This is a genomic window from Streptomyces sp. NPDC052036 (assembly GCF_040680495.1).
Lineage (GTDB): Bacteria > Actinomycetota > Actinomycetes > Streptomycetales > Streptomycetaceae > Streptomyces.
Window position 1 is genome coordinate 95,714 of the sequence record NZ_JBFAWW010000017.1, and the last position, 17,142, is coordinate 112,855.

The window sequence follows — 17,142 nt, forward strand, 5'->3', positions numbered from 1 at the left end:
AAGGAAAGGAAACCGAGATGTCGTCCTCATCCCCGGCATCACTGCTCGAGGTGGAGCTGGTCCCGGACAAGCCCCCGGTCCTGCATGTCGAGGCACCCGGCGACGCGGCAGGCTGGGCGGCCGATCACCGCGATGCGCTGCGAGCGCAGGTCACCGAGCACGGGGCGCTCCTCGTCCGCGGTCTGGGCGTACGGGAGACGGACCAGGTGGGGGCCGTCTTCGCGGGCCTCGCCGACGGCCTGATGACGGAGCGGGAGGCCTTCGCCCCGCGGCAGAGCCTCGGCCCGGGGCTGTACTCCTCCTCGGCCTGGCCGGACAACCAGCCGATGTGCATGCACCATGAGCTGAGCTACACGCTGGACGTCCCCGGCCTGATGCTGTTCGCGTGTCTGCGCGCGCCCGGCCAGGGCGGCGCGACCGCCGTCGCGGACGCGGAGCGCGTGCTCCAGGCACTGCCCACCACGCTGAGCGAACGCTTCGAACGCGAGGGCTGGCTGCTCACCCGTAGCTACAACGACGAGATCGGGGCGTCCCTGGAGGAGTCGTTCGGCACCGATGACCGCGCCGCTGTCGAGCGCTACTGCCGTGACCACGCCATCGACTTCGCCTGGCAGGCCGACGGCTCGCTGCGGACCCGTCAGCGCCGTGCCGCCGTGGTGCGGCACCCGGTGACCGGCCGACGCTGCTGGTTCAACCAGATCGCCTTCCTCAACGAGTGGACGCTGGCCCCGGAGGTGCGCGAGTACCTGGTCGACGAATACGGCGCGGACGGACTGCCGTTCAACACCTGTTTCGGCGACGGCAGCCCCATCGGCGAGGACGTCGTCCAGCTGATCAACACCACCTACGAGGACCACACCCGACGCGAGCCCTGGCAGCCCGGAGACGTGATGCTCGTCGACAACATCCGCACCGCGCACAGTCGCGAGCCCTTCGCCGGAGAGCGTCAGGTGCTGGTCGCCATGGCCGAACCGCAGCGCCTCTCCGACAGCCGCCCGACCTCGGAGGTGAGTCCGCGATGACGACTCTGCCGTCCCCCGCCACCCAGTCCGCCCCGCCGCCCCCGGGCTCCATGCCGACCTTCGCGGTGATCTCCGGTGCGCAGGTGCAGCAAGCACTCGCGGGGCGCGAGAGACAGATCGTGGAACTGGTCGAGACCACTTACCGGCTGCACGGTGCAGGGGACTCGGTGAACCCGCCCTCGTACTTCCTGCGCTTCCCCGACCGTCCGACGGACCGGATCATCGCGCTGCCGGCCTCCATCGGCGGGTCCGTACGGGTCGACGGCCTGAAGTGGATCTCCAGCTTCCCGGGCAATGTGTCCGCCGGGCTGCCGAGGGCCTCCGCGGTCCTGATCCTCAACGACCCCGACACCGGCTACCCGCTGGCCTGTCTGGAGAGCTCCATCATCAGCGCCACCAGAACCGCGGCGTCCGCGGCGCTGGCGGCGGACTGGCTCACCCGCACCCGGACCCGCCCCACCCGGGTCGGATTCTTCGGCGCGGGCCTGATCGCCCGGTACATTCACTCGTTCCTCGTCGGCACCGGATGGGCGTTCGACACGATCGGGGTGCACGACCTGTCCGCCGACAGCGCCGCAGGCTTCTGCGGCTATCTGCGGCAGTCCCCGTCCCCCGGTCAGGTCACCGTCCACGACAGTGCCGAGGACCTGATCCGCTCCAGCGACCTGGTGGTCTTCGCCACCGTCGCCGGGAAACCCCATGTCACCGACCCGGCATGGTTCCGCCACAACCCAGTGGTCCTGCACATCTCCCTGCGCGACCTCTCCCCCCAGGTGCTGCTCGCGTCGGCGAACTACGTCGACGACGTCGAGCACTGCCTGAAAGCCGACACGTCCCCTCACCTCGTGGAGCAGGCAACCGGCAACCGCGACTTCCTGGACGGCACCCTCAACGACGTCATGACCGGACGGTCGACCCCTCCGGCCGACCGGCCGGTGATCTTCTCGCCGTTCGGGCTCGGCGTCCTCGACCTCGCCGTGGGCAAGTACGTCTACGACGAAGCCGCCCGGGCCGGACACCTCCATCTCATCGACGACTTCTTCCACGAACTGCGCCGCTACGGCTGACGACGACCTTCCCTCAGCCCTGGCACCAGGAGGCCACCGTGCCCGTCATAACTGCTCCTCACGCCTTCAACGAAAGCCAGCTGTACGTAGACCTCGAGCCGATCTTCGGGCGTTCTCTGTACCTGAAGTGCGAGGGCTTCAACTTCGCGGGCTCGATCAAGCTGAAGGCCGCCATCGAGATGGTGGAGACCGCCGAACGGGAGGGAGTCCTGAAGCCGGACTCGATCCTCGTCGAGTCCTCCTCCGGAAACCTGGGCGTGGCGCTCAGCATAATCGCCGCCAGCAAGGGCTACCGGTTCCTGTGCGTCACGGACTCGCGCTGCAACCTCTCGACCCGGCTCCTGATGGAGGCGCTCGGCAGCCAGGTGCACATCGTTGCCGACCTGGATGCCAACGGCGGCTTCCTGGGTGCGCGGATCGACTACGTACGCGAGCTGTGCGCTTCGGACGACCGGTATGTGTGGCTCGAGCAGTACACCAACCCGGGCAACTGGCGCGCGCACTACCGCACCACGGCACCGGAGATCGCCGAGGAGTTCCCGGAGCTGGACGTGCTGTTCATCGGTGCGGGCACCACCGGCACCCTGATGGGCTGTGCGCGCTACTTCCGGGAGTGGCACAGGCCCGTGCGGATCGTCGCCGTGGACAGCGTCGGATCGGTGGCCTTCGGCGGCAAGCCGGGCCGCCGGATGATTCCCGGTCTGGGCATGAGCATGCGCCCGCCGCTGCTGGACGAGTCCTTCGTGGACGAGGTGATCCGGGTCGAGGAGGCGGACACCATCCGTGCCTGCCACCGGCTGGCCCGCCGGGGATTCCTCTTCGGCGGCTCCACCGGCACGGTGGTCAGCGGCGCGATGCAATGGCTGTCCCGCCATGACACCCACGGTCTGACCGCGGTGGGTATCGCTCCGGACCTTGGCGAGCGCTACCTTGACACCATCTACCAGAGCAACTGGCTGGAGGCGCTGTACGGCGACGAGATCCTCCTTGACGAGGAGGAGATCACGAAGGATCCCCGGGGAGGCGAGGCCAGGTCGCGGGCGTCCCGCCGTCGCCCTGACGGCTAGCCCAGGGTCATTCCGCCCCGGGACATCGACGGACCGTCGATGTCCCGGGGCGGGGATGTCACGCGGAGGGCGTGTTGTGCCGTCCCTGCGCCTCCTTGGCAGGAGCGCCGGCGGCCGGCCCGTCCTGCGGCGCGCGATCCGGAGTGGGAGCGTGCCCGCCGCGCAGCGCCGAGGCGAGCGCGGAGACCAGGGCCATGCCCGCGGCCACCGCGAAGACGATGGTCAGCCCCTGGTGGAACGGACCGGAGACCAGCCGCGGGAAGAAGCTGTGACCGGTCAGGGCGGCACGCTGGGCCGCCGACAGATGGGAGAGCGTCCCGCCCGAGGCGAGCAGATGCTCGACGGGGTTGTTGCCGAGGAAGGTGGCGAACAGAGTACTGACCGGCGGCAGTGACGCCGCGTGCTGCGCCGCGGCGGCCGGAACGCCGTGCGCCGTCAGTCCGGACCTGAGGGCCGTGGGCAGCGACGAGGCCAATCCGGAGACCATCAGGGAGAAGAACACCCCGATGGACAGGGCGGTCCCTGAGTTCTGGAAGGTCGAGCGCATGCCCGAGGCGACACCCCGGTACTCCGGCGGCACGCTGCCCATGATCGACGATGTGTTCGGCGCGGAGAACATGCCCTGGCCCAGTCCGTTGAGCAGCAGCAGTGCCGCGAACGTGGCGTAGTCGAAGTCGACCGGCAGGGCGAGCAGTCCCAGGAAGGAGGCTGCTACGACGACCAGCCCTGCCGTGGAGAACACGCGGGCGCCGAACCGGTCCGACAGATAGCCGGAGACGGGACCGGCGATCAGGAAGCCCAGCGTCAGCGGCAGCATGAAGATGCCCGCCCACAGGGGCGTGTCCTCGAAGGCATAGCCGTGCAGCGGCAGCCATATGCCCTGCAGCCAGATGATCAGCATGAACTGCAGCCCACCGCGCGCGATCGCGGTCAGCAGAGCGGCCACGTTGCCCGCGGCGAACGCCCGCACCTTGAACAGGGCCAGCCGGAACATGGGCTCGGCGACGCGCGTCTCCGCGTAGCAGAAGAGCAGCAGCAGGGCGCCGCCGCCGAACAGCCCGCTGAGCACCCAGGGGTTGCCCCAGCCGGTGGCGCTCGAACCATAGGGCTGGATGCCGTAGGTGATGCCGGCGAGCAGGATCCCCGCGCCCGCCGCGAAGGTGATGTTGCCCAGCCAGTCGATGCGGCCGCGGCGGCCCGCCGCGGTCTCGCGCAGGCTCAGATACGACCAGATCGTCCCCGTGATGCTGACCGGCACGCTCACCCAGAACACGGCCCGCCAGTCGACGGCGGCGAGCAGGCCGCCGGCCAGGAGGCCGAGGAACTGACCGGCGAGCGCGGTGATCTGGTTGATGCCGAGGGCCATACCGCGTTGGCGGGCAGGGAAGGCGTCGGTGAGGATGGCGGCCGAGTTGGCGGTCAGCATGGAGCCGCCGAACGCCTGCACGATGCGCCACAGGATCAGCCACAGGGCTCCCGCGCCCGCCCGGAACGGGTCCAGGGACAACGCGACGGAGGCGCACGCGAAGATGAGGAAGCCGAGGTTGTAGATCCTGACCCGGCCGTACATGTCACCGAGCCGGCCGAGGACGACGACGAGCACCGCCGACACCAGCAGATAGCCGAGGATCATCCAGAGCAGGTAGCCGATGTTGCCGGGCGCGAGCGGGTCCAGGCCGATCCCGCGGAAGATCGCGGGCAGCGAGATGATCACGATGGAGGCGTCCATCGTCGCGATCAGTACACCGAGGGTGGTGTTGGACAGGGCGACCCACTTGTAGCCGGGGCCCGCGGGCAGGTCCCGTCGGCGCGCGGGACGCGGGGCACGGACGGCGGAGGAGCCGCCGTCCCCGGGCCGGTCGCCGCTGCCGGCGCTCACAGCCGGGCCGCCAGTCGGTCGAGGAGGGGCACGGCCGACGCGAGCGTCTCGCGTTCCTGGGCCGTGAACTCCTCCAGGGCCGCCGAGAGACGGTGGACGGACTCCGAGCGCCGCTCCGCCAGCATCGCCCGGCCCTCCTCGGTGATCGCGACGACGGCCCGCCGCCCGTCGGCCGCGTCGGGAGTACGACGGACCAGTCCACGCTGTTCGAGCCCGGCCAGCGTGCCGGCCATCGCCTGCGGCCGTACGCGCTCCAGGTCCGCGAGCGACCCCGGGAAACCGGGGCCTTCGGCGGCGAGCCGGGCGAGCACCGACACGCCGGAGAGCGTCACATCGCCGACGGCGTGCGCCTGGCGCAGCCGCCGGGTCATCCGGCCCACGGCCAGTCGAAGGCCGGAGGCGAGGCTGTGGATGTCCGCCTCGACGGCGATGCGATCGGGTCCGGTCTGTTTGTCTGCCTTCACAGGTAATAACACTAGGTTTATCAGCCTGGACTGTTCAATCAAATGTTAGTAATCGTCGGGCTGCCGCCGGTTGACGCGGTACACGTCGGGGACGCAGAGGTTGAGGACGACCGCGGCGGCGATGAGGGCGGCGCAGGCCACAAGGACCGTCCGGGTGTCCCACAGCCGGGCCGCGAGGGCGGTGAGGAGATAGCCGAGAGGGATGGCGAGGCGTTCCCCGAGGTTGTTGAACGCCCCCATGCGTCCCTGCTCGGGCCCCGGTACGTGCTGCTGGAACGCCGTGGCCCAGGCGACGATCGAGATGTCGAGCCCGATGCCCGCGAGCAGGGCGGCCGACAGGACCGCGGGCAGCGGCAGGGCCGCCCCCATGGCCGCCAGGGGAAGCGTGAGCGCGAAGCCGGCCGCGACCGCGACGGTCAGCAGGCGATGGGGCTTCCAGCGCAGACAGACCAAGGTCCCGGCCAGCAGGCCGCCCGCGAAGGCCGCCTGGACGAGCCCCCAGCCGCGGGCCCCGTCGTAGTGCCGCGCGGTCACGAGGGGGCCGAGGAGTTGGAAGCCCGCCAGCCAGGCGGCGACGAGGACGGTTCCGGCGGCCGTGTAGGTCCACAGCCAGGTGCGTGACCAGAACCCGGTCCATCCCTCGCGCAGACTGCTCAGCACGCTGCCGACGGCCGGGGGAGCGTCCAGGCGGAGCCCCAGAAGCAGCAGGGCCGCCGCGGCGAAGGTGAGGGCGTCCCAGGCGAGGGCCCAGGCGGGACCGTGGGCCGCCACGACGAGACCGCCGACGACGGGGCCCGCCACCTTGACCGCGTTGGTCGGCAGCCGGATCCATGCGTTGGCCTGCTGAAGGTGTTCCGGGGGGACGATCTGGGCGAGGGCGCCCTGGGTGGCGGGCTGGCTGAAGGCCACCGCGACGCCCGAGACCAGGCCGCACAGGGCGATGGACGCCGTCGTCGCCCGGCCGGTGCCCACGATCGCGGCGAGGGTGCCCTGGGCGGCGGCCGCCAGCAGATTGCCGAGGAAGAGGATCCGGCTGCCCGACAGCCGGTCCGCGAGGACTCCGCCGACGAGGAGGAAGGCGATCGTCGGGACCGTGTTGAGGGCGAGCACCAGACCGAGGGACCCGGCCCCCGCGCCCTCCCCGATGACGGAGTAGGCCAGCGCGAGGGGTGCCATCGCGGATCCGGTGGCCGACACCAGGCTCGCCAGCCCGAAGCGCCGGAAGGCCGGAACGCTCAGGGGGGTCGTGGAGCGGGGTGTCGGTAAGGCTGTCGCGGTCTTCATGATCTCCCTCGTGTCCGGCGAGGGGTGCACTTTATTGCACGAACGGCAGTGCGGTGCGGGGCGGTACGGGGCGGTGCGGGGTGCGGCGCGGTTTGGGGCGGTGTGCCGGAAGACGGCCCGTGCGCCCCAGGTATCGCCTCGACCGCGAGGATGTCCGCCGCGTCCCGTTTGCCGGGGCCCGCCAGGGTTACCCGCCCGGAGAAGCCGGCAGCCGACAAGGAGAGGAGGACCCCGCCGTGAGCAACGCGACGATGGAACGCGAGGAGGCGGCGCGGCTTCCCGAGGGCGACGTGGTCCGCATCCTGCTGGAGCAGCATGCGCGGATCCGAGATCTGTTCGCCGAGGTCAAGAGCGCACAGGGGGAGCAGAAGAGAGACATCTTCGACGAGCTGAGGGCTCTGCTGGCGGTCCATGAGACGGCGGAGGAGATGATCCTGCGCCCGACGGCGAAGAGGACTGCCGGGGCGGCCGAGGCCGAGGCCCGTAACCACGAGGAGGAGCAAGCCAACAAGGTCCTCGCCCAGTTGGAGAAGATGGACGTCGGCAGCCCCGAGTTCGACTCCAGGATCGCCGCCTTCGAGCGGTCCGTGATCGACCACGCCGAGCACGAGGAGCAGGACGAGTTCCCGGCCGTGCGTCAGGGCTGCGACGAGAACCAGCTCAGGGGCATGGGCTCCCTGCTCAAGGCGGCGGAGCAGCTGGCACCGACCCATCCGCACCCGAGCGCGGCGGGGTCGACCACCGCGCAGTGGCTGACCGGGCCCTTCGCCTCCATGGTCGACCGCGTCAAGGACGCTCTCACCCGGTCCCGGGGCGGCACCTGATACGGCGGGACCGGCTGCGCTTCGACGGCTGGATCGCCGGGATCGGTACGTCGTCCGGCACGCGTGTGGTGGTGGGCCGCTGGACGCGATCGCCGTTCGGGGCGTTCAGTGACGTGATGCTGGAGCGACCGGACGGCCACCGCCTCCTCCTGGCACCCTCCGCGCGGACGGCGCACTTCATCGCCGACACCTATGTCTTCGACGAGGTGCGGGTGACGCCGGTCCGGGTGGCTGCCGTCGGGAACGACTGGACGGTCACCGCCGCCGCGCTGCGTATGCGCTTCACCCTGGGCCGCCGCGGTGCGGTGGGACGGCTGCTCAGAGCCGTGCCCGGGCCGCTCGCCGCCCGTCCCGTCTGGGCGGCGTGGACGGCCCGGCCGGCGCGGCTGCTGCTGGGCGCACGCACCTGCGGCAGCGCGGGCGCCGGCCGCTACGAGTGGTACGGGGCGAAGGACCTGCACCCCATCGCCGCCGCGATGGTCTGCTACGAGGGCGAGGACCTGGGCTCCCTCGCCCCGGTCGAGCCACCCGTACGGTTCGGGTTCGGCTCGACCCCGCGCGGGCCCTGCCTGGTCCGCCTCACCACCACGGTGGACCTGGGGCACCGCAACCGGACCCGTCTTACCCGACCGTGAACAAGGCGTTACGCACGTTTGAGTCGTGCCCGGAGGTCTCCTGGGGGAAGGTGGAACTGTGACAGCAGGCGCCACGGAACTTGCCCGGGAGTGCGATCGGCTGCGGGTGGAGAATCGGCAACTGAAGCGTGCCGTGTCCTCGCACGCCCTGGTCGACCAGGCGATAGGCGCCGTGATCGTTCTCGGGCGGATCCGGCAGGACGAGGCGTGGGGGGTACTGCGGGACGTCTCGCAGCGCACCAACACCAAGCTGAGCCTCATCGCCGAGCACGTCCTCAAGTTCGCCCAGGGCGGTGACCTGCCCCAGCCGGAGTTGGACGAACTCAGACGGGCCCTGGAGCGCAACAGGATCGCCCCCCGCACGGATCTGTGATCCCCGTAGCGCAGATCGCCCGAGTTCCGTACCGCAGCTCTCTGAGCCGTGCGCCGCCGGCCGGCACCCGGTACCCCTCCCGCAGCCGTCCCGGCGTGTCGAACAGTCGGCCGCGAGCACTGGGAGACGATGAGGCCTCCCGGACAGCCGGAGCGGGGCCGAAGAGGGAGGGGCCGCATGGAGCGCCAGGCCGCAGCGGACGGGACCGGCGAACGTACCGCGACGGCCGCTCCGGGCGCCGACGGCTTGTCGCCGCGCTGCGACACCGCCGACGTACGACGGCGGATTCCGCGCACCGACGCCGTACGGCGTGATCCCCGGCTGTCCCAGGCCGCGCGCCGTGGGACCGCGTGTGGTGAAGGAGGCGGTCCGGCGGGCGCAGGAGCAGGCCCGGGAAGGCGGCATCGCGCCGGCACAGGTGGCGGACACGGCGGTCGCCCTGCTGCCCTCCACGGCCGGCGCACCGCGGCCGGTGATCAACGCCACCGGTGTCCTGCTGCACACCAACCTCGGCCGGGCGTCCCTGTCGGCGGCCGCCCGGCAGGCGGTACACGAGGCCGCCGGACCGACGGACGTCGAACTCGACCTGCACACCGGCGTTCGCGTGCGCCGTGGACGCACCGCGCTGCGGGCTCTGGACGACCAGGTCCCGTCCGCCGCCGCCGTGCACGTCGTCAACAACGGCGCCGCCGCGCTGGTCCTCGCCGCCACCGCGCTCGCCGCGGGCAAGGACATCGTCATCAGCCGGGGGGAGATGGTGGAGATCGGGGACGGTTTCCGGCTCCCGGACCTCCTCGTCTCCACGGGGGCCCGGCTCCGCGAGGTCGGCACCACCAACCGCACCACCGTCGGTGACTACGCCGCCGTGATCGGCCCGGAGACCGGCTTCGTGCTGAAGGTGCACCCCTCGAACTTCCGAGTCACGGATTCACCCGCGCCGCCGAGACCGGCGAACTGGCCGCGCTGGGCGTCCCCGTGGTCGTCGACATCGGCTCCGGTCTGCTGGTACCGCATCCCCTGCCGGACGCTCCCGCCACGTCGGGTTGCGGACCGAACAGCTGGTTGCCGCGCACCACGCCCTCGGCCGACCTGTCCGCCTTCCCGGCGCCGCCCTGTGTCATGCCAGACCTCCCTGCTCGGCTTGCCGGGCTGATGCGTCCGCCCGCCCGCCGGTCGTTCTCCGCGCGTGTCGTACTCCTGGTCGCGGCGCCGTTTCGAGCCTGACACGAGTCCCCTGGGGCCGCGCGCTCGAAACCGCCGGGGAAGGGCCGGTCCGCGCGCCGCACACATTCGTCGGACGCGCCCTTCCCCGCAGAAGGCTGCCCGCAGGGTCAGCGAGCGGTCTGCCGCAGCGTCGTCTGCGGTGTCCGGCCGTAGGCCTGGCGGTAGAGGGCGGCGAAGCGGCCCGGGTGGTGGAAGCCCCAGCGCGCCGCGATCTCGGTGACCGTGACGCCGCCGCCGGGGTCGGCCGAGCGGAGGTCATGGTGGGCGTGGGTGAGGCGGACCTGGCGCAGATACCCGAGCGGAGTGGTGTCCAGATGTCGACGGAAGGCGTACTGCAGGGTGCGGATGGTGACATGGGCGGCGGCAGCCATGTCGGCGACCGTGATGTCCTGGTCGGCGTGGTCGTCGATGTAGGCGACCGCGCGGCGCAGGGCCGCCGGGCCGGCGTCGGCGCGGTCGGAGCCGGTGGGGTCGGTCAGCGCGGTGCTGGGAAAGGCCGCGAGGACACCGGCCGCCAGATGCTGGGTGAGGGTCGAGACGACGAGGGGCTGGCTGGCCAGGCCGGGTTCCGCGAGAACGGTCCGCAGCCGGGCGATGGTGTTCTTCAAGTGTTCCGCGGCGGCGGGGGAGTGGGGCCGGTGCCCGGTCAGGCGTACCGGCTCGGCACGTGAGCGCGGAACGAGGTCGGCGACCTCGGTGAGCAGGCCGGGGTCGAGCATGGTGATGTTGTAGCGGGCCTGGCGGATGCGACCGCTGTAGGGCAGCTCCGGCGGCGCGAAGCACACGAGGTCCCCGGGGCCGAAATCGTCCCGGACCCCGTGGACGGTGTGGTCCTCGATGGTGCCGTCGTGCACGACACAGAGACAGATTCTGCCCAGCGGGGTGACGGAGTAGTCCATGTCGAAACGCAGGTCCAGCTCATCGATACTGATCCGGTCCGTGGCGTGGCGGACCAATTGTGCGTGGTTGCCGTCCGCGGTCCCGCTGCCGATGCGCATTCTCGCGTAGGCCAGGCTGAAGAACGCCTCGGTCTCCGCGAGGTCGTCGCTGTCGAAGGCCAGCGTGTCCATGACTGGTTTCTCCCTCCCCGCGGCGATGCGGATTCTTTCGGACAGCCGAGGACCGATCGGAACGGAGCCCCGGCAGGTTCACCGACTTTATAGATGCACGTTTTTCCGGTCCGTGAGGTGAAAAACGTGCGGATGGCGGAGCAGCCGCTCGACGCGATCGGCGGGCGGGCTTTCGTTTCCCGTACTGCGCGGCGTGAGCTGTTCGTTTGATGTATCGCCACAAGGGGGCCGCCGAGTACAGAGTGGGGCGCGAAGAGGCCGAAGCGGTCGTGGCGTGCCTGTGCGGACGGCAGGTCGACACGTCCCCCGTCTGCCCCGGAGGTGTGTCCATGGCGTTGTCCGGCCTCTCCGGGTGTCCTTCCCTGGAGCCGCTGTCCGTGACGGACCTGGCCCAGGACGTGCGGCGGCTCTGCGCGGAGAACGAACGACTGCAGCGAGCCCTCACCGCCGATGCCGTCCGCAATCAGGCCGTCGGTGTTCTGGCGGTCCTCGGCCGGGTCACGGCCGAGGACGCATGCCGGGTGCTGCGGGAGGTCGCACAGCGCACCGGCACCGGCCTCGACGACCTTGCCGCGGGCGTGGTGAGGTTCGCCCAGGGCGGCGACCTCCCCGACGAGGAACTGGGCGAGCTGCGGCGGGTACTCGACCGGTTCACGGGTGATGCCCGGGGCCAGGAGCAGGCCACTACAGGGACCTGAGCGTCGCGGCGACCCGAACCGGCCGCGATCGCGCGTACGGGCGCACCCGGCCGCAAACGGATCCGGTGCGTCGTTCACCCGCGCAGGCGTACGGCGCCACTCCTTCGGACCGGCCCGGCGGGCCGCGCAGGGGCGAGCACTTGACGCTCGCTGAGGAAGAACCCCTCGGAAGGAGGACCCCCATGAGCGCCACCCGACGCTCTCGCTGCCTGCGCAAGCCTCTGTCCGCTCTGACGGCCCTGGCCACCACCGCAGCCCTCGCCGCCGCCGTCCCGGCCTTGGCGACCCCGGCTGCCGCCGCCGCCAAGGACACCTGTGGTGACCCCCGGCAGAACCTGGAGCCGACTGCCCAGGCGTTCCTCGACAAGCTCGCCCAGGCGGGCGGCCCGCCGATCCAGGACATGTCGCCGGCCGCCGCCCGCAAGTCGCTGCTGGACCTCCAGGCCGCCTACCCGGTCGACAAGCTTCCCGCCGACATCACCGAACGCACCATCCCCGTCGGCCCCACCGACTCCGTCTCCATCCGTATCGTTCGGCCGCAGGGCATGACCGGCAAGCTGCCCGCGGTGATGTACTTCCACGGCGGCGGCTGGGTCCTCGGCGACGCCTCCACCCATGACCGGCTGGTACGGCAGATAGCCAACGGCGCCAAGGCTGCGGTGGTCTTCGTCAACTACACCCGCTCGCCCGAGGCCAAGTACGCGACCGCCAACGAGGAGGCCTACGCGGCCACCCGGTGGGTCGCCCAGCACGGTGACAAGATCAACGTCGACGGCTCCCGGCTGGCCGTGGCCGGCGACAGCGTCGGCGGCAACATGACCGCCGCCGTCACCCTGATGGCCAAGCAGCGCGGCGGCCCCAAGCTGGCCCAGCAGGTGCTGTTCTACCCGGTCACCGACGCGAACTTCACCACCCCGTCCTACCAGCGCTACGCCAAGGGCTGCTGGCTCACCGCCGCGGGCATGAAGTGGTTCTGGAACGAGTACGCCCCCGACACCATGGACCGCAACCGGCCCACCGCCTCCCCGCTGCGCGCCACCACCGCCCAGCTGCGGGGCCTGCCCAAGGCGCTGGTGATCACCGACAGCGATGTGCTGTACAACGAGGGCCGTGACTACGCCGTCAAGCTGCACGCGGCCGGCGTTCCCGTCACCCATGTCCACTACGCGCACATGATCCACGACTTCGTGATGCTCAACGGCCTCGCCGGAAGCCACGCCGCCAAGTCCGCGGTGGCCCAGGCCAACGAGGCCCTGCGCCAGGCTCTGTACGGCTGACGCGGCCTACGCGTCCGTCGCCTCGTACCGTCTCCGTCTCGACGGCGTCCGATTGCGCCGCCCGACCGCTCCGTTCTCCTGACGCGGCCGGGCGGTGCTCGGCGCGCCATGGGCCGTTGTGGGCCGGCGGGTCGGCTGGGCTGACCGGGCCGGCCGTGTGGGTCGCCCGTGGAGGGTGGTGCCCTCACTCACTCGTTTCGCGGGCGCGCCGTCGCTCGGTGCGGGCCTCGTGGACGTGGCGGCCCAGCAGAGGGCCGCCGAAGACGACGAAGCCGACCCCGATGAACCAGGACTGGACGATGAGGACCGCGCCAACCGTGCCGTAGGTGACGGCGTTGTTCACGATGAGCGGGGAGAAGACCTGGTAGGAGAACCAGCGCAGGCCGACGAGGCCCAGCATGGTGGCCGCCGCGCCGGGCAGCAGCGCCCGCCAGCTCACCCGGCTGCCCAGCAGGAAGTGCTGGCCCCACCAGAAGAACAGCACGCCGAACAGGACGGTGAGGGTGATGCGGACGATGGACGGGACCATACCGCCACTCAGGATCGAGCCGCTCTGCACCTCGGCGAACAGATAGGCCGTCAGGGCAGTAAGCCATACGGCGCGGCGCCACACACTGTGCCAGCGACCCGCAGGTACATCCCACACCCGCTCATAACCCGTCTGGACGCTTGAGGCGAAGGCGAGTCCGAACAGGGCAAGGGCGACGACGCTGAAGACGCTGGTCGCGCTGAGTACTTTGCGGGGCGCGCTGAACAGGTGGTTCACGGCGTCCGCGGGGCGCCCCGTCAGGCTCATGCCGTCGGTCACCCAGGAGGCGAAGCCGCGCTGCTGGAAGGGGGCCGCGGCGGCGACGACGATCAGCAGCGGTGCGAGCGTGACCAGGGCCAGAGCGGCGAAGCCCATGGCGCGGTGCATCAGTTCCATCTCACGGCCGTGCTGCCAGAGCCGCCCGGTGGACGAACTGTGCCAGCGGTTGTGCCAGCGGGTGTGCCGTCCGCGGTGCTGGGGGCGTTCGTGCGGGGGCGGGCCTGAGGAACCCGTCATGCGTCCCCCAGTTCCCGAGCCGTCGTCAGCTGAAACCCTCTGCTCCCGCCGATCAGCCCTGGCGGTGCGGTGTACCGCGCGCGTGCGATACACTGGATCTAGTGAACGGCGCTGAACTTCGGTGCCCTGGCTCATGCGTTGGTGGTCCAAGGAAAGACGCCCCGCTTCCTGTGGGGAGATGCAGGTGCAAGGCCTGCCCGGCGCTCGACGAAACCCCGCTTCCGGACACTCCGGAGGCGGGGTTTTCTGTGTGTTCAGGACCCGGCGGGCGCCGTGGTCGTCGGCGGGTCGGGGGTTCGGCTGGCGTCAGTGACTGCCGCGCCGAGTGACCCGCAGCGGCAGTGCGTTGGGGCGGATCTGCACATGCTCGACGGCACGGACGCGGTGCCGGGGGACCGGGTGGAGCCGCCATCGCGTCATGATGGCTGCCAGGGTGATCCGCATCTCGTGCCAGGCGAAGGTGTCGCCGATGCATTTGCGGTTCCCGGCCCCGAACGGGATGTAGGCGCCGCGCGGCAGGTCACGCTCGGTCCGGGACAGCCAGCGGTCCGGGTCGAACCGCAGGGGATCGGGAAAAGACACCGGGTCGCGGTGCAGGGCGGCCGCGCTGAGGATCAGCTCGGCGCCTTCGGGGAGTCGTACCGAGCGGATGGTCGTCGGGCATGTGGTGCGCCGCATCATCAGCCAGTTCGGCTGGTACAGGCGCAGGACCTCCGTCAGGAAGCGGTCGGTGTACGGGGTTGCGGCACCGGGCTCGGTGGCGAGGCTGACGGCGCGGGCCTCCGCACCGATCCGTTCCTGGGCTCTGGGGTCGGTGCTGAGGACGTGCAGTGCCCAGGACAGCGTGGTGGCGGTGGTCTCCGCTCCTGCGATCAGGAGGGTGAGCAGTTCGTCGCGCGCCTGTTCGTCGGTCATGGCGGGGGTGGTGGCGCCCGCGCGCCCCAGCATGAGGGACAGCAGATCGCCGTCGCCCGCATGGATCCTGGCGTGCTGCACGGCGCGCTCGGCGAGCGTACGCAGGGTGGCGGCGGCGGCGAAGAAGTGGCGCCGGCCGCGCGTGGGAAGCGCGGCGACTCGGGCGGGGAGCACCGTGTGCAGGAACATCCCCTTGGTGAGCACATGCAGATACGCGGGGACTTTCTCGCCCATCACGGCGAGGTCGCGGGGGATCTCGTGCGACGACGCGAACAGGACTTGGAGGATGACGCTCGTGGCCAGGCGGCGCATCTCCTCGTCGAGTTGGACGACGGACCCCGGGCGCCAGCTTTCGGCCGTCTGCTCCGCGAGGGCGGCCATGGTGGCTGCGTAGTCGGCGATCCGGGCACGGTGGAAGCCCGGCTGGAGAATGCGGCGCTGACGCCGGTGGAATGCTCCTTCGGAGAGCGCGATGCCATTGCCCATGAAAGGGCGCGCCGTTTGGAAGAGGAGCCCTTTGCCCAGGTCTCTGCTCTTGTCCGTGAGGCTCTCGTGCACGGCGCCCGGTGAGTTGAGGACGAACGCGGGCCGACTGCCGAGCAGGATCTGGACGACCTCGCCCTGAGGGCGCAGGGAATCGAAGAACCGGGAGCGGCTCGCCGCGAGCTGTGGCAGATGACCGAGGACCGGACATCGGCCCTGGGCGACGGGAGCGAGGGCGCCGGTCCAGTGACTACTGGCCACGATGACTCCGTTCCATGCTCTCCCGCGGAGGGATGCGCTCCGGATCTGGGACGAGAGGAAGGCGGATCGGAAACGCTTGGGCTCCCTTGGATATCGTAACGGCGGCAGCGAGCGGCCGTAAAGGGCTGTGCCTGTAAATGCCGTTGGACTTGCCGTGGTCGCGCATTCTGGGAAAGGAGGCTTATATGTCTTTGGCATTCCCCCCGGAGCCTCGTGGGATTGATTGGCTTTTTATCGTAATTTCTGACCGGCGTGCCGACCGTGCGGCGGGCATCGCATGTGAAATGGGCCCCGTCGGCGGGCCCCACGAGGGCGATGCACGGGAAGCCGACCTGCCTCGCCGCCTGTGCGGCGGCACTGTGGCGCCTCGTTCCCAGCCGGTCGGTCGGCTGTCCTCGTGCGCTGCCCGCCGACCGTTACTGACCCGCTCCCGCCACGGGTACGGCCGCCTCGGCCGCCCGCAGCCCCGTACCCGGTGCGCCGGAGCCGAACCGGCTGTCCGTGGGCTCGTGCTGACCGGACCAGGTCTGATGGCTCTGCACTCCGGTCAGATGGGCCGGCGCCGGGGTGGCAGGGCCATAGGTACGGGTCGACCGGCCGCCGCGCGCCGTTGCCTCGGCCAGGGTCAGAGCGAGCTGTTCGAGGCGGTTCTCCAGGGTCCGCAGCATCGCTTCGTCCCGCTGGCGCAGTGCTCCGAGCAGGTCCATGGCCTCCTCGTCACCAGCGAGCGCCGCGATGCTCTCACCGGCCCGGCAGGTCGCCAGGGACTGTGCGGCGGCGGCGTACTCGCACTCCGTGATCCTCAGCATCTGGCGGTCGGTTGCCGGACGGCCGCCGAGCAGGACACCGTCCGCGATCATCGCACCGGCCTCCAGCGGGATGCGCGCGGCGCGGATGGCGACCGACGCGAGCGTTCGGACGATGGCGGTCGTGTCGCTCAGCAGCCGACGGGGCCGCAGAACGCGGACATGGTCGTCGATACGGTCGATGTGCTCGCGTACGTCGGCGAGAAGGTCTTCCAGTGTGTGGCGGTGCGGATGTGCGGGAGTGACAGCCAAATCCGCCCGCACCATGTGGATGAGGGCGGCGTGGGTCTTCCGGGCGTCCTGTAGCGCCGGTATGAGCGCGTCCGTCGTGACTGCCATTGCGCGTGCTCCCTTGTCTGGGGTCGTGGGACGGCGGGAGGGGCGGATCTGCCTGTCGAGCGGATGTCCGCGTGGGCCGGCCCCAGGGATCAGCGTGTGCGAACCGGCCGAAGATCGCGCGGTGGCCTGGTCCATCCCGGGTGCGGCCGACAGCGGTTCCTCGTGGTGACAGCCGCCCGGCGGGATCCCCGACTCCAGGCGCCCGGCTAGCCCGTCCGGGTGTGCCGGGCGCCCTGTGGTGGTGTACCCCCTCCATGCGGGCACGGGAGCGGTGAGCGCCCGGAGTTGAGCCGAGGCGTTCCCCAGGGGGCGTTTCCCCGGTGGCCGACGCGCCGCCGGACCACCGTGGCACCCGGACGAGGGCCGCCTGCGAGGCCGGAGGTCCTGCCCCCGTGGCGGGGTGTGTCGG

Annotated in this window: 15 protein-coding genes and 1 pseudogene; 9 read left to right on the forward strand and 7 right to left on the reverse strand. The window is 70.9% G+C overall.

The genetic code is table 11. From position 1 onward, the window contains the following. The first annotated feature begins 17 nt into the window (after window positions 1–17). From AB0L95_RS23490 to sbnA, 3 genes are read left to right on the forward strand one after another with little or no spacing between them, the layout of a single operon-like run. Entirely contained in the window at window positions 18–1,022 is a 1,005-nt protein-coding gene (locus AB0L95_RS23490) for a TauD/TfdA family dioxygenase (protein WP_365164102.1), read from the forward strand. Then, window positions 1,019–2,089, forward strand: a complete 1,071-nt coding sequence (gene sbnB / locus AB0L95_RS23495; protein WP_365164104.1) for a 2,3-diaminopropionate biosynthesis protein SbnB — start codon at window positions 1,019–1,021, stop codon at window positions 2,087–2,089. The genes AB0L95_RS23490 and sbnB overlap by 4 nt, the downstream gene beginning before the upstream one ends. A 38-nt stretch (window positions 2,090–2,127) precedes the next feature. Further along, complete coding sequence (gene sbnA / locus AB0L95_RS23500) at window positions 2,128–3,156, forward strand: 2,3-diaminopropionate biosynthesis protein SbnA (protein WP_365164106.1); 1,029 nt, start codon at window positions 2,128–2,130, stop codon at window positions 3,154–3,156. Window positions 3,157–3,214: 58 nt separating this feature from the next. Here the strand turns inward: sbnA and AB0L95_RS23505 are convergent, their stop codons facing one another. The 3 genes from AB0L95_RS23505 to AB0L95_RS23515 form a co-directional block, all read right to left on the reverse strand. Next, window positions 3,215–4,954, reverse strand: coding sequence for an MFS transporter (locus tag AB0L95_RS23505; protein WP_365164213.1), 1,740 nt, complete (start codon window positions 4,952–4,954; stop codon window positions 3,215–3,217). Window positions 4,955–5,031: 77 nt separating this feature from the next. Continuing rightward, window positions 5,032–5,499 (reverse strand): MarR family transcriptional regulator, encoded by a 468-nt coding sequence (locus AB0L95_RS23510; protein ID WP_365164108.1) that lies wholly within the window; start codon window positions 5,497–5,499, stop codon window positions 5,032–5,034. Between the two features lie 45 nt (window positions 5,500–5,544). Then, on the reverse strand, window positions 5,545–6,783 hold the full coding sequence (locus tag AB0L95_RS23515; protein WP_365164109.1) for an MFS transporter: 1,239 nt from the start codon (window positions 6,781–6,783) through the stop codon (window positions 5,545–5,547). 236 nt (window positions 6,784–7,019) lie between these two features. Between AB0L95_RS23515 and AB0L95_RS23520 the strand changes: the two genes are divergently transcribed. The 4 genes and pseudogenes from AB0L95_RS23520 to AB0L95_RS23535 form a co-directional block, all read left to right on the forward strand. After that, on the forward strand, window positions 7,020–7,607 hold the full coding sequence (locus tag AB0L95_RS23520; RefSeq protein ID WP_365164111.1) for a hemerythrin domain-containing protein: 588 nt from the start codon (window positions 7,020–7,022) through the stop codon (window positions 7,605–7,607). A gap of 116 nt (window positions 7,608–7,723) precedes the next feature. Continuing rightward, complete coding sequence (locus tag AB0L95_RS23525) at window positions 7,724–8,242, forward strand: hypothetical protein (protein ID WP_365164112.1); 519 nt, start codon at window positions 7,724–7,726, stop codon at window positions 8,240–8,242. A 58-nt stretch (window positions 8,243–8,300) separates the two neighbouring features. After that, window positions 8,301–8,615 (forward strand): ANTAR domain-containing protein, encoded by a 315-nt coding sequence (locus tag AB0L95_RS23530; protein ID WP_365164113.1) that lies wholly within the window; start codon window positions 8,301–8,303, stop codon window positions 8,613–8,615. A gap of 246 nt (window positions 8,616–8,861) precedes the next feature. Next, window positions 8,862–9,647, forward strand: a pseudogene (locus tag AB0L95_RS23535) (L-seryl-tRNA(Sec) selenium transferase); the annotation flags it as partial. 299 nt (window positions 9,648–9,946) lie between these two features. On the opposite strand, the gene AB0L95_RS23540 reads toward AB0L95_RS23535, so the two are convergent. Continuing rightward, on the reverse strand, window positions 9,947–10,909 hold the full coding sequence (locus AB0L95_RS23540) for an AraC family transcriptional regulator (protein ID WP_365164114.1): 963 nt from the start codon (window positions 10,907–10,909) through the stop codon (window positions 9,947–9,949). 329 nt (window positions 10,910–11,238) lie between these two features. On the opposite strand from AB0L95_RS23540, the gene AB0L95_RS23545 reads away from it, so the two are divergent. Both AB0L95_RS23545 and AB0L95_RS23550 read left to right on the forward strand, forming a co-directional pair. Next, on the forward strand, window positions 11,239–11,607 hold the full coding sequence (locus tag AB0L95_RS23545) for an ANTAR domain-containing protein (protein WP_365164115.1): 369 nt from the start codon (window positions 11,239–11,241) through the stop codon (window positions 11,605–11,607). 182 nt (window positions 11,608–11,789) lie between these two features. After that, window positions 11,790–12,884: an alpha/beta hydrolase gene (locus AB0L95_RS23550; protein ID WP_365164116.1), complete on the forward strand. Its 1,095-nt coding sequence runs from the start codon at window positions 11,790–11,792 to the stop codon at window positions 12,882–12,884. 184 nt (window positions 12,885–13,068) lie between these two features. On the opposite strand, the gene AB0L95_RS23555 is transcribed toward AB0L95_RS23550, so the two are convergent. From AB0L95_RS23555 to AB0L95_RS23565, 3 genes are all read right to left on the reverse strand, one after another. Next, window positions 13,069–13,809, reverse strand: coding sequence for a YhjD/YihY/BrkB family envelope integrity protein (locus AB0L95_RS23555; RefSeq protein WP_365164215.1), 741 nt, complete (start codon window positions 13,807–13,809; stop codon window positions 13,069–13,071). Between the two features lie 426 nt (window positions 13,810–14,235). After that, entirely contained in the window at window positions 14,236–15,588 is a 1,353-nt protein-coding gene (locus AB0L95_RS23560) for a cytochrome P450 (protein WP_365164118.1), read from the reverse strand. Between the two features lie 416 nt (window positions 15,589–16,004). After that, entirely contained in the window at window positions 16,005–16,733 is a 729-nt protein-coding gene (locus AB0L95_RS23565) for a hypothetical protein (protein ID WP_365164119.1), read from the reverse strand. Window positions 16,734–17,142: the final 409 nt, after the last annotated feature.